At 63.2% G+C, this 11,545-nt stretch carries 17 protein-coding genes; 10 read left to right on the top strand and 7 right to left on the bottom strand.

Annotated elements, in window-relative coordinates:
* Positions 1 to 305 precede the first annotated feature (305 nt).
* The 6 genes from FJ960_RS28270 to FJ960_RS28295 all read left to right on the top strand — a co-directional run bounded on the left by FJ960_RS28270 (position 306) and on the right by FJ960_RS28295 (position 2,677).
* The gene (locus FJ960_RS28270) at positions 306 to 629 is read left to right on the top strand and encodes a metalloregulator ArsR/SmtB family transcription factor (RefSeq protein WP_027146469.1); all 324 of its coding nucleotides are present in this window, start codon (positions 306 to 308) and stop codon (positions 627 to 629) included.
* A complete protein-coding gene (locus FJ960_RS28275; protein WP_140508446.1) occupies positions 626 to 1,057 on the top strand; it encodes an SRPBCC domain-containing protein in 432 nt (143 codons plus the stop codon). The genes FJ960_RS28270 and FJ960_RS28275 overlap by 4 nt, the downstream gene beginning before the upstream one ends.
* Positions 1,058 to 1,135: 78 nt before the next feature.
* Positions 1,136 to 1,528: a VOC family protein gene (locus tag FJ960_RS28280; RefSeq protein ID WP_140718426.1), complete on the top strand. Its 393-nt coding sequence runs from the start codon at positions 1,136 to 1,138 to the stop codon at positions 1,526 to 1,528.
* A 38-nt stretch (positions 1,529 to 1,566) separates the two neighbouring features.
* Positions 1,567 to 1,788, top strand: a complete 222-nt coding sequence (locus FJ960_RS28285) for a hypothetical protein (protein ID WP_181174347.1) — start codon at positions 1,567 to 1,569, stop codon at positions 1,786 to 1,788.
* A gap of 12 nt (positions 1,789 to 1,800) precedes the next feature.
* Positions 1,801 to 2,244: a DUF1801 domain-containing protein gene (locus tag FJ960_RS28290; RefSeq protein ID WP_140718428.1), complete on the top strand. Its 444-nt coding sequence runs from the start codon at positions 1,801 to 1,803 to the stop codon at positions 2,242 to 2,244.
* 34 nt (positions 2,245 to 2,278) lie between these two features.
* Entirely contained in the window at positions 2,279 to 2,677 is a 399-nt protein-coding gene (locus tag FJ960_RS28295) for a DUF1801 domain-containing protein (protein WP_140718429.1), read from the top strand.
* Between the two features lie 176 nt (positions 2,678 to 2,853).
* Here the strand turns inward: FJ960_RS28295 and FJ960_RS28300 are convergent, their stop codons facing one another.
* The 5 genes from FJ960_RS28300 to FJ960_RS28320 form a co-directional block, all read right to left on the bottom strand.
* Positions 2,854 to 4,836, bottom strand: a complete 1,983-nt coding sequence (locus tag FJ960_RS28300; protein WP_140718430.1) for a glycoside hydrolase family 127 protein — start codon at positions 4,834 to 4,836, stop codon at positions 2,854 to 2,856.
* A 21-nt stretch (positions 4,837 to 4,857) separates the two neighbouring features.
* Positions 4,858 to 5,715 (bottom strand): carbohydrate ABC transporter permease, encoded by an 858-nt coding sequence (locus tag FJ960_RS28305; RefSeq protein ID WP_140718431.1) that lies wholly within the window; start codon positions 5,713 to 5,715, stop codon positions 4,858 to 4,860.
* On the bottom strand, positions 5,715 to 6,641 hold the full coding sequence (locus FJ960_RS28310; protein WP_140718432.1) for a sugar ABC transporter permease: 927 nt from the start codon (positions 6,639 to 6,641) through the stop codon (positions 5,715 to 5,717). The genes FJ960_RS28305 and FJ960_RS28310 overlap by 1 nt, the downstream gene beginning before the upstream one ends.
* A 375-nt stretch (positions 6,642 to 7,016) precedes the next feature.
* Positions 7,017 to 8,264: a sugar ABC transporter substrate-binding protein gene (locus FJ960_RS28315; RefSeq protein ID WP_140718433.1), complete on the bottom strand. Its 1,248-nt coding sequence runs from the start codon at positions 8,262 to 8,264 to the stop codon at positions 7,017 to 7,019.
* Positions 8,265 to 8,326: 62 nt separating this feature from the next.
* Complete coding sequence (locus FJ960_RS28320) at positions 8,327 to 9,382, bottom strand: LacI family DNA-binding transcriptional regulator (protein WP_140718434.1); 1,056 nt, start codon at positions 9,380 to 9,382, stop codon at positions 8,327 to 8,329.
* A gap of 363 nt (positions 9,383 to 9,745) precedes the next feature.
* Here FJ960_RS28320 and FJ960_RS28325 point away from each other — a divergent pair, with 363 nt between their 5' ends.
* From FJ960_RS28325 to FJ960_RS28335, 3 genes are all read left to right on the top strand, one after another.
* Complete coding sequence (locus FJ960_RS28325; RefSeq protein WP_140718463.1) at positions 9,746 to 9,943, top strand: hypothetical protein; 198 nt, start codon at positions 9,746 to 9,748, stop codon at positions 9,941 to 9,943.
* 4 nt (positions 9,944 to 9,947) lie between these two features.
* Entirely contained in the window at positions 9,948 to 10,139 is a 192-nt protein-coding gene (locus FJ960_RS28330; protein ID WP_140718435.1) for a hypothetical protein, read from the top strand.
* 73 nt (positions 10,140 to 10,212) lie between these two features.
* A complete protein-coding gene (locus FJ960_RS28335; protein WP_140718436.1) occupies positions 10,213 to 10,431 on the top strand; it encodes a DUF6500 family protein in 219 nt (72 codons plus the stop codon).
* Here the strand turns inward: FJ960_RS28335 and FJ960_RS28340 are convergent, their stop codons facing one another.
* Together FJ960_RS28340 and FJ960_RS28345 are read right to left on the bottom strand one after the other, a co-directional pair.
* Complete coding sequence (locus tag FJ960_RS28340) at positions 10,432 to 10,698, bottom strand: DUF1488 domain-containing protein (RefSeq protein ID WP_140718437.1); 267 nt, start codon at positions 10,696 to 10,698, stop codon at positions 10,432 to 10,434.
* Positions 10,695 to 10,949 (bottom strand): hypothetical protein, encoded by a 255-nt coding sequence (locus FJ960_RS28345; RefSeq protein ID WP_140718438.1) that lies wholly within the window; start codon positions 10,947 to 10,949, stop codon positions 10,695 to 10,697. The genes FJ960_RS28340 and FJ960_RS28345 overlap by 4 nt, the downstream gene beginning before the upstream one ends.
* Positions 10,950 to 11,195: 246 nt before the next feature.
* Between FJ960_RS28345 and FJ960_RS28350 the strand changes: the two genes are divergently transcribed.
* Positions 11,196 to 11,510 (top strand): co-chaperone GroES, encoded by a 315-nt coding sequence (locus FJ960_RS28350; RefSeq protein WP_140718439.1) that lies wholly within the window; start codon positions 11,196 to 11,198, stop codon positions 11,508 to 11,510.
* Positions 11,511 to 11,545: the final 35 nt, after the last annotated feature.

Genomic DNA, 11,545 nt, shown 5'->3' on the forward strand with positions numbered 1-11,545 from the left:
CCTGAGCGGAAGGGGCCATGGATTGAGCAAACTACGTTGCGGCAGGCCCTCACCTATAATAGCTGATTCGGCCAAGATGAACAGTCTGTTCGTCCGGTTGGGACGAAGCCGCTGTCAACGGGTGAAGGTGATCGCGTCCAGGGGTGAAGGCGATCGCGTCCAGGGGTGAAGGCGATCGCGTCCAGCGCCGAAGCAACTATGTTGCCGTCCATCTCACCGATGTTCCTGTCGCTCCATGTTCCGGCTTGACATATATATCCCGTCGGTTATACGTAAACCAATAGCCAACGGGTTATTGATTGCACATGACCGATGCTCACGATGCGCTGTTCAGGACACTTGCCGACCCGACGCGGCGCGCCATCTTCGAACGATTATGCCGCCAGGGGGAGCAGACCGTGGGCGCTCTGACAATCCAGTCCGGCGTCTCGCAGCCGGCGGTGTCGAAGCATCTCGGCTTGCTGAAGCAGGCCGGGCTGGTGCGCGACCGCCATGAAGGCCGCCAGACGCATTACAGCGCGCAGCTCGCCGCGCTGGCGCCGCTGATGGACTGGACACGCCATATGGCGGGGTTCTGGGAAAGCCGGTTCGACGACCTCGAGGATTTGCTCAAGAGGATGGACCAGTGAACGATAGTGCCCAGGAGACCCGCACTGTCGTCGTCGAGCGGGAAATCTCCCATCCGCCGGAGAAACTCTGGCGCGCGCTGACGCACCCGCATCTGATCGAGGAGTGGCTGATGAAGAACGATTTCAATCCGGTCGTGGGCCATCGCTTCAACATCAGCGCCGACTGGGGCGGCGTGCTGGACTGCGAGGTGCTTGCCGTCGAGCCGCACAAGACGCTGTCCTACACCTGGAACCTGGCGCACCAGGATCCGGCCTTCGATCTCAGGAGCGTGGTGACTTTCACGCTCACCCCGACGTCAACGGGAACCCATCTGCGCATGGAGCAGGCCGGTTTCCGGCCCGACCAGAGACGGGCCTATGGCGGCGCCAAGGTGGGGTGGCCGCAATTCCTGGAGAAGCTGGAAGAGCTTCTGGCGCGGACGGACTGAGGTCTCCGGCCAGGCCGAAAGTCACACAGCACTGTTAAAGGGCGGTTCTCCGCCAGCAAAACCCATGGAGAAAAAGCGATGAAACTCAAACTGACCAGCATCTATGTCGACGATCAGGAAAAGGCGCTTGCCTTCTATACCGATGTGCTGGGCTTCACCAAAAAAGCGGATTTCAGCAACGGGCCGTTCCGCTGGCTGACGGTTGTCTCGGCCGAAGAGCCCGACGGGACCGAATTGCAGCTGGCGCTGAACGACAACCCGGCGGCCAAGGCCTACCAGCAGGCGATCTTCAAGCAGGGACAGCCGGCACTGATGCTGTTCACCGACGACATCAAGGGCGATCATGAACGCATCAAGGCGAATGGCGGTGCCTTCGCCATGGCGCCGACCGCGGTGACCGGCTCGACCATCGCCCAGGTGAATGATGGCTGCGGCAATCTCATCCAGATCACGGAGCTGGCGCGCTGGTAAGGGGCGCCGGTTTTCAACGCATGCAAGAGGAGGTAGCATTGGACTGGAGCAAATGGATCAGGCAAACGCATCGCTGGCTGTCGATCATCTTTACGGCAACCGTCGCCGCCAACTTTATCACCATGGCGTTCGGGCAGCCGCCCGCCTGGGTGATCTATTCGCCACTCCTGCCGCTCTTTCTTTTGCTGTTCAGCGGCCTCTATATGTTCATGCTGCCCTATATTTCCAGGGGACGCAGCGTGCAGCGGGCCAACGGATAGGAAGAGAGCGGCATGGCCAAGATCGAGCAGAAATCGACCAGGCCCGCCAAGGCTGAGCCGAAGCTGCTTTCCGGCGGCAACCCGCAGATCGCCAAAGGCTACGGCGACGCGCCGGTACAGGCCTATATCGCGGCCATGCCGGGCTGGAAGCGCGAGGTCGGCCAACGCCTCGACGCGCTCATCGAGCGTGCCGTGCCCAGTGTCCACAAGGCGGTCAAATGGAACTCGCCTTTCTACGGCGTCGAGGGCGAAGGCTGGTTCCTCAGCTTCCATTGCTTCACCAGATACATCAAGGTGGCCTTCTTTCGCGGCATGTCGCTGGATCCGGTGCCGCCGGGCGAATCCAAGAGCAGCGATACGCGTTATTTCCACATCCACGAGGACGAGGCCTTCGACGAGGCGCAGTTCAGCGCCTGGGTGAAGCAGGCCAGCCAATTGCCTGGCGAGCGTATGTGAGCGCGCTATTTCCAGCGTTTGAAGGAGAAACGGCATGACGACCACCGGACTGCAGGACAGCAAATCCCCCTCCGAGCTGATCGACGGCAGGATCAGGGAACTCGGCGACTGGCGCGGCGAGATGCTGGGGCGGCTCCGCGCGCTGATCCATCAAGCCGATCCCGACGTGGTCGAGACGTGGAAATGGCGCGGCGTGCCGGTGTGGGAGGATGCCGGCATGATCTGCACGGGCGAGACCTACAAGGCCGTCGTCAAGCTGACCTTCGCCAAAGGGGCTGCGCTGCCCGATCCCGCGCGCCTGTTCAACTCCAGCCTCGAAGGCAATACGCGCCGCGCCATCGATTTCCAGAAAGGCGAAGAGGTCGACGAGGAGGCCTTTAAGGCGCTGGTACGCGCGGCGGTGGCTTTGAACAAATCGAAGGCGCGAAGGTAACTGCGTCTGTCGACAAAGGCCGCCGTCGGCGCTGCCCCTCACTGTCCTGCCGGACATCTCTCCCCGTAAACGGGGCGAGATGGGCTGGCCGCAACGCCGGCGCCCGGTCGTTCTCTTTCATCGTCCGGCGCATCGGCTTCGGCATGTTCCTGTTCGAGCGGCCAAGGCGTCTGCGGTCAGCCGTCCCGCAGCCAGACCAGCATCTCGCCGGGCTCGCGGTTGTCCCAGGCGAAATAGGGGATGGCGGTCAGGCGCGTCTCGACCTTAGCCGGCGGTTCGGAGCGATAGAGCCCGTCCCGCCAGCCGTCGCCGGCATCGGCTTGCGCCGTGGCTGAAAGCGTCACCACACCGCCGAGCAGGTCCGGCTCGTCATGCGCCTCTATGCCGGCCGTACGCGGCAGGGTCAGGCGATGCAGGCTGGTGTCATTGTCGGTCGCCTCGACGCAGTAGATCAGCGGCCCGCGTGACAGCGCGACGCGGCCGGCATCCTGCCGGACCTCGGGATTGGCGTAGAGCCGCTCGATCGGCATTTCGAGATCGAGCCGGACACGGTCGCCCTTTGTCCAGTTGCGCCGGATGGCGGCGTAGCCGTCGCTGGTCAGTTCCTCGAGGTCGACCGCTTCACCGTTGATTTCCAGCTTGGCACTGGGACTCCAGCCCGGCACCCGCAAATGCAGCGTGAACGCCACCGGCGCCTGCGGCTCGACCGTGATCTCGACCGCGCCATCCCAGGGATAGCGGCTCGCTTGCGCCAGCGTGACCGGCACGCCCGATATGTCGAAGCGGGCGGTGGAGTCGCCGTAGAGGTGAACCGCAAGGGCGTCGTCGGCCAGGCTGTAGAAATAGCTGCCGATGGAGGCCACCATGCGCCCGACATTGGGTGGGCAGCAGGGGCAGCGGTGCCATTTCCATCTGTTGTGCTTGCCCCGGCTTTCCAGCGGGTTCTCGTAGAAGAACAGCGAGCCGTCGAGCGACAGGCCGGAGATCGAACCATTGTAGAGCGCGCGCTCCATCATGTCGGCGTAGCGGGCGTTCGGCCCCATGCCGAGCATGCGGCTCGCCCAGAACACCAGCCCGACCGAGGCGCAGGTCTCGGCATAAGCGGTTTCGTTGGGCAGGTCGTAGTCGCTGGTGAACCCCTCATTGTGCGCCGACGGACCGAGCCCGCCGGTGATGTAGAGGTTCTTGGTGGTGAGGTCGTCCCACAGGCGGTCGAGCGCCACCCGCAGCGTGTCGTCGCCATATTCGGTGGCGATGTCGGCCATGCCCGAATAGAGATACATGGCCCGCACCGCATGGCCGACGACCTTGTCCTGCTCGCGCACCGGGATGTGCGACTGGCTGTATTCGTAGGTCTTGAAGTGATAGGCCTTCGGGTCGGCGCCTCGGGCGCGCGCCTCCTCGTCGAAATAATGCGGCTGCTGGCCACGCTGGTCGATGAAGTATTTGGCCAGCACCATGTACTTTTGTTCGCCCGTCACCCGCGCCAGCTTGACCAGCGCCAGCTCGATCTCTTCATGGCCGCAGTAGCCCTTCTTCTTGCCGGGCTCGGGCCCGAGCACCGAAGCGATGTGGTCGGCGTAGCGGCACATGATGTCGAGCAGCTTGCGCTTGCCCGTCGCCTGGTAGTAGGCGACCGCACCCTCGATCAGGTGGCCGGCACAATAGAGCTCGTGGCAATCGCGCAGATTGGTCCAGCGCTTGCCGGGCTGGATGCGCTGATACCAGCTGGAGAGATAGCCGTCCTCCTGCTGCAGCCTGCCGTACATGTCGATGACGGCGTCGATCTTCCTCTCCAGTTCGGGGTTCTTGCGCCGGTAGAGCGAATAGGCCGCGGTCTCGATCGTCTTGCCGAGATCGGAATCCCAGAACATCTGCGTGGTCACCGTCGAACCGGTGAAGCCGGGGGAGGCGGCCTCGTCGGGAGACGGCGAGTGGAAGGGGATGACAATTCCGGGCGAGGGGCGGTCGGGGTCGATCTGCTCCAGCATGCGCGCCTCCACGCAGCGGTCGTAGAGGATGTCGGCGGTGCGCGTGGCGACCGCCTCGGCGCGGTCGCCCCAGAAGCCGCGCACATCGACCTGCGGCACCGGCAGCGGGCGGAAGGCGAGCTTCGGCTTGCCCGTCTTAGCCATTTTGGCGGTTTGCGATGCGGTCATGAACTCACTCCATTCGATCGATTATTTGACGGCTCCGGCCATCAGGCCGCGGATGTAGAAGCGCTGCAAAGCGAGGAACAGGATCAGGCACGGCACCATCATCACGGTGACGCCCGCCTGCACGGCGCCCCAGTCGATGGCGCCGAAGCGGCCCGATTGAAGCGCGGTCATCATCACGGGCAGCGTGAATTTGGATTGGTCGGTCATCAGCACCAGGGCGGCGAGGAACTCGTTCCAGGCGCCGAGGAAGGCAAACAGCGCGATGGTCACGACGCCCGGCCAGACCAGCGGCAGCATCACCTTTATGAGCATGGTGGCGTTGCCGGCGCCATCCATGCGCGCGGCCTCCTCGATCTCGCGCGGCACCGCGTCGAAGGCGTTGCGCATCATGAAGATCGAGAACGGCAGCTGCAGCGTCACATAGACGCCGACCAGCCCGGTCAGCGTATTGTGCAGGCCAAGCTTGGTCAGCACCAGGAAGATCGGCGTCAGGATCGACTGGAACGGGATCATGATCGTCGACAGGATGAGGACGAAGAACAGATCCTTCAGGGGAAACCGAAACCGCGAAAAACCGTAGCCGGCGAGCACGCTGACGATGACCGACAATATGACCGTCATCACCGAGACATAGATGCTGTTCTGCGCCGAGGCCCACAGGCCATCGCCGAAACTGTTCAGTGTTTGATAGTTCTCGAGCGAGAAGCCGGACGTCGGCCAGGGCGGCAGCGGCGGCAGGCGGGCCTCCTGCGCCGGCTTGAAGGCCGACAGCACCGTCCACACGATCGGCGCCACGAACAGCGCCGAGGCGACGATGCCGGTGGAGTGCCTGGCCAAGCGCGCGGCGAGCTTGCCTCTGCCTGACATCGCCTGCGCCATCAGTCGAGCCCCTCGGGCTTGCGCAGCAACCAGAGCTGGACGAGGCTGAGCGCCACAAGGATGACCAGCAGCACCATGGAAAGTGCGGCGCCATAGCCGAGCTTGAACGAGACGAAGGACTGGTTGAAGATCCAGTACACCGCCGTCAGCGTCTGGTTGCGCGGGCCGCCGCGCAGGATGATGTAGAACTGGTCGAAGGCAAGGATCGAACCGGCCACCGACAGGATCAGAGCTAGCGCCAGCGTGCGGCGCATCAGCGGCAGGGTGATCGCCCGGAACCGTGCGAACGGTCCGGCGCCGTCGATAACGGCTGCCTCCTGCAGGTCCTGCGGGATCGATTGCAGGCCGGTCATCAGGATGATCATGGTAAAGCCGGCGACCTTCCACACCACCATGGCGATGATCGACCAGAAGGCCGGCTGGAAGGTGGCGAGCAGGTTGAATTTTCTGTCGATCAGGCCGAGGTCGTAGGCGGCCGGGCTGAACAGGCCGGAATCGACGTTGAGGAGCCATGACCAGAGCAGGCTCGCCGAGGCAAAGCCGACCACCGCCGGCATGAAGAACATGGTGCGGTAGAGGTTGGTGAACGGGCGCGGCCGCTCGATGAAGATCGCCAGCGGAAAGGCGACGGCGAAGATCGCAATGGTGACGACCAGCGTGTAGTAGCCGGTGAATCTCAGCGCGTTCCAGAACCTGGTGTCGCGCAGGATCGCCCAGTAATTGCCGAGGCCGATGAAGGAGTGCTCGCCCATCAGCGGCCAGTTGTGCAGCGACATCCAGGCCGTCATGCCGAGCGGGATGACGAAGAACAGCATGACCAGCGCCACCGCCGGCGCGACATAAAGCAGGCCGATCCATTGCCGGCGCCCGGCACCGACGAGTTTTCGGGCGCGAGGCGGGGCGGTGGTTGTGGCGATGGCGGTCATGGGTTGCCCTTTCCTTCTCCCCTTGTGAGGTGAGCGGCCGGTTCGCCGAAGGCGAATTCATCGTGCCAGTGCCACGATGAAAGGCCAGCGAACGCCGGGACGCTGCGAAGCAGCGGGGACCCGGCAGGGTGGATCGGCCACCCCCCGGCCCTTCGCAGGCTCAGGGCGTTGAAAGCTCGAAAAGCCAAGCAGTTGGCTTTTCGCCCGCTGTGCGGACCGCTTCTCACCCCACAAGGGGAGAAGGGGGAGCGAAGCTTGATACGCCCCGAACTCGTGATGGACATGAATTCTTTCAACGCGATAGCCTGCTATTTGAATGGAACAATTTCCGGCCGCCCGCCCAGGGAGACAGGCGGGCGGCCGGCAGGCGTCCGCCTACTTCTGCGGCGCCTGGTCGATGATCGACTGCATGGTCTCCTGGGCGTTGGCGATCGCGCCGTCGACGTCGTCGCCGAAGAAGACCTCGTTGATCATCTGCGTCCACGGGCCGTTGGCGGAGTTGATCAGGTCGTTGAAGACCACCGAATAGGGCGTCTTGCCCTTGGCCATCGCCTCGGCGGCGATCTGATAGCGCGGATCGAGATCCTTCAGCGCGTCCTTGGCGATGTCGCCGCGCACCGGCAGGCTGCCGTATTTGGCGAGGATCGTCTGGCCTTCGAGCGAATAGGCGAAGTCCAGGAACTCTTTCACCACGGCTAGTTTCTTGGTGCCCTTGGTGACGACGAAATTGTCGCCGCCGGCAAAGGACGACCAGTTGCCATCCTTACCCGGCAGGAAGGTGACGCCGTAGTCGACATTGGGATATTGCGTGTTGAGCGCGCCGATGGCGAAGGCGCCGGACGGCGAGATGCCGATATTGCCGGCGGCGAAGGCGGCAAAGAAATTGGCGCCGGTGTCGGTCTGCGCGCCCGCCGGCACCAGGTCCTTCTTGACCATGGAGCGGTAGAGATCGATGGCGCCGCGCAGCTGCGGGCTGTCCAGCGTCGCCTTCGAGCCGTCCTCCGACAGGATGTCGCCGCCCGAGGCCCAGATCAGCGGCGTGAAGGTGAAGATGTTGCAGCCGCCGCAATTGCCGGAGAAGTAAAAGCCCTTGATGTTGCCGCCAAGCGCATTGACCTTCTCGGCGTCGGCTTCGATCTCGGCCCAGTTGGCGGGACCTTTCTCGGGGTCGAGGCCTGCCTGCTTGAACAGCTTCTTGTTCCAGATCAGCACCGAGGCGTCGGCCGAGAAGGGCAAGCCGTAAATATGGTCCTTGTAAGTGCCGGTCTTCACATGCGCCGGCGACAGGCTGGAAAAATAGGGCAGGGACTTCGCCCAGTCGGTGATGTCCTCCAGCTGGCCGGCGGCGGCGAAGGAGGGCGTGTAGATCAGGTCGAGCGACAGCGCGTCGGGCGCCGTACCGCCGGCGGCCGCCGCGCCATATTTCGGGATGATCTCGGCATTGGGGATGATGTCGAGCTTGACCTGGTCCTTGTTCGCCTTGTTGAAGGCGTCGACGATCCTTGGCATGAAGTTCGAGCCGTCGGCGCGTACCCAGATGTTGGCGGTATCGGCGGCGGCAAATTGCAGGCCGCAGCCCAGAACGGCGGCCGTAAGGCCCAGTTTGGCAATCAAAGTCCTCATGTTCTCCTCCTCCACATTTGGCCGCGATGCGCGGCTTGCCGCCGATTGCGGCGCTTCGTTCTTCAGCCGTCTTTCTCACTATCCGGCAGGCGGCCGCAGGACTGCCGCACCACCAGCCGGCACGGCAGTTTTCTGATACCTGGCGTGGCGGGTTTGCCGCCGACCAGGGAAAGCAAGGTCAGCCCGGCCTCGCGGCCGAGTGCTGCCAGGTTCATGTCGACCGAGGTCAGCGGCGGGCGGATCGCCTCCGCCACGATCTCCCAATTGTCGAAGCCGATGACGCCGACATCATTAGGCACGCCGAGGCCTCGTTCGCGCAACGCGTCGATGACGCCGCGCGCGATCTGATCGTTGCCACAGAAGACGGCGTCCGGTTTTTCGCCTTTGGTGTCGAACAGTTTTGCCACGGCATCATGTCCCCAGGCTTCCGACCAGGAGCCGAGCAGCGGCTCGATCACCGGCAGGCCGTTTTCCGTCAGCACGGCGCGGTAAGCCTGCGCCCGTTCGTGCACCACGGCAAAGCTCGCCGGCCCGCTGACATGGGCGATGCGCTTGCGGCCGAGCCGGCAGAAATGCTCGATCGCGAGCCGCGCGCCGTCGCCGTCGTCGGAGACGAAGGCGACGGCGTCGGGATCGGGCTGGGTGAAGGCGTAGATCACCGGGACGCGCAGATTGGAGAGGTCGACCGGCAAATGGCGGTCGATGCGTTTGCCGGTGGCGATGATGCCGTCGACGCGCTTGTCGAGCATGGCCTCGACATGGAGCTGGCCGAGGCGCGGATCCTCCTCGACATTGCATAGGAACACCGAAACGCCGGCATCGACCAGCGCGTCCGATATGCCCGACATCAGCGGCAGCGAGAAACGGCCATAGGTATCGTTGGTGAGCAGGCCGACGGTGAAGGAGCGGCGTCTGAGCAGGCTCTGCGCCAGGCTGTTGGGCCGGAAACCCAGGCTGCGCGCCGTCTCACGGATGCGCTCGCGGGTCTCGGCCGTCATGCGCCCCTGGTCGTTGAGCGCCTTCGAGGCGGTGGCGACGCTGACGCCGGCCTGCGCGGCCACGTCACGCAAGGTGACGGGCTTGGGAAAGACCGGAACTGGCGGGTCGTCCGATGCCATCGCGGCAAGAATCCTTAGTTGGGAAAAGGTTTTCCCTTACCGGCCGGAACAAGGCCCGGCCAATGACCGAGCCCGATCGGGGACATCTGGAAAAACCTTTTCTCAACTCAAGGCTAGGCCAGATCGAAGGACTGATCAAGGGGAAAAGTTGCAGTCGCTCGCGACCGGATTTCGCGACGGGTGCCGCCAATCGGAGCGGGGATCACTGTTGGCCGCGTGCGCCAGCTGAAAGGATCCGACATCTCCCGGACCGATCGGCAGGTGGCGCCGATTTGGTATGCAAGGAGTTCGCGAAAAGGGTGCTATGGAGGGCTGGGCATCCCTTTGCCGGGAGCCCATCCCGCGACATTCGAGGTCAGTTTCGTGCCGCTCTTGCCCGTCTTTGGAAAACTTGGCGCCAAGGCACCGGTCACCGTCATTCCTATGCCGGTCCGGCCGGCAGGTCTTGCGGCGCGATTGCGGCGGGCCCTCGCCTCTTACGGCGCCACGGCGTTGCAACTGTCGGTCGTCGTCTGGACGGTCGCTATCCTCGGCGCCGCATTTCTCTTCGCGCGAGGGTAGCCGCATGGCCGACCGTTATGCACTGCGCATGGACTTGCCCCAAAGCTGGGCCATCATCGATGTCTTTACCGGCCAGCCCGCGGTGGTCAGGCAAAGGGTGATGGTCGGCATGAGCCCGCAGGATGCCAACGCGCTGGTCGATCAGATGAATATCCGCGACGTCAAGCGGAGGGAGAGGGCCGAACGTAAATCCTGACCTGTCCAACGTTTGCCCAGGGCGGCACTTGGCGCGGGCAAGATCCCGCCGCACCGCAAATCAGAGGATTCCCGTGAGAGCCAGCCTGAAGCAGAAGATACTGAGGGTCTGTGACCGCAGGATTTCCGAAAAAGGGCCCAGCGTCGGCGTGTCGTTCTATGCGTTCTTCGCCAACAGGAACGACGACCCCGAGTTGCTGATGGAAGTCGCCGAATGGTGGATCAGAACCCACCGCCTCGACCATTTTGAAAAGGCTGCGAAGATACGCACGATGGTCGCGGACCTCGGCTGATCAGCGGAAATCATCCGATGTCAGCACATACAGGCTCTTGTGGGTGCGGCCGTAGGCCTTGGCGGCGACGTCGTGGATAGTGGAACTCGACCTGTCGAAGGCGGCAAGATAGCCGGCCTCGTCGGCGGCGGTGTCCGGCTGTATCCTGGTCATGGCGTCGGCGGCCACCGAGAAGGAAATCTGGAGCATGCCGTCATGGCCGACGAAACGAATGCGTTGGCCGGCCACATCATAGCTGCGGCTGCGATTGGGAAAGGTCAGGCTCATGTCTTGACCCCCGTTGCGGCGGCCTTCTTGGCCACCCGTTTCGTCTTAGGCGTCGGATTCAGCGCTTCCGCCACGCGGTCGGCTTCTTCCTTGGCCAGCCGCAACTCCCTCAGCCTTGCCGTCTTGATCGCCCTGGCTTTCGCCTCGGACATGTATTCGGCGGTTGCCTTGTTGCGCTCCGCGTTCTTCTTCTGCTTGTCGACAAAGCGGGCTTCAGCTTTTTCCATGATCGTCTGATTGCCGTCGGCCATCGAAGAAATCTCCTTTGCGCATGAAATCGTGAAAACGAACTTGTCGGATAAATAGGCGCTCGACCGGCAAAATTCAACTTTTTGAAATATTTGGCTGGTTTCGGATATCAGGAAACCGGGTGCGAAAATAATACTTCCAATATCTAATTCCGTCCCACGATAAATTTTGGCACTCCTATCTATCGAGTGCCAAATCGCCTATAGAGAGGGCGCGGCCGCCTATGCCGGCCCCAGAAAGAAGTTCTCATGAAGTTCCGTCCACTCCACGACCGCGTCGTCATCCGGCGCGCCGAAGGCGATACAAAATCCAGGGGCGGCATCATCATTCCCGACAATGCCAAGGAAAAGCCGCAGGAAGGCGAAGTCATTGCCGTCGGTCCGGGCGCGCGCGACGAAAAGGGCGCGCTCGTTCCGCTCGACGTCAAGACCGGCGACTTGATCCTGTTCGGCAAATGGTCGGGGACGGAGGTCAAGATCGACGGCGAAGACCTGCTGATCATGAAGGAAGCCGACATTATGGGCGTCATCGAAAAGGCTGCCGAAGCCAAGAAGGCCGCCTGACTGGAGCGCCGCGCGTTCGGCGCGGCGACTGGCCC

The organism is Mesorhizobium sp. B2-3-11, from assembly GCF_006442215.1.
Taxonomy (GTDB): Bacteria; Pseudomonadota; Alphaproteobacteria; order Rhizobiales; family Rhizobiaceae; genus Mesorhizobium; species Mesorhizobium salmacidum.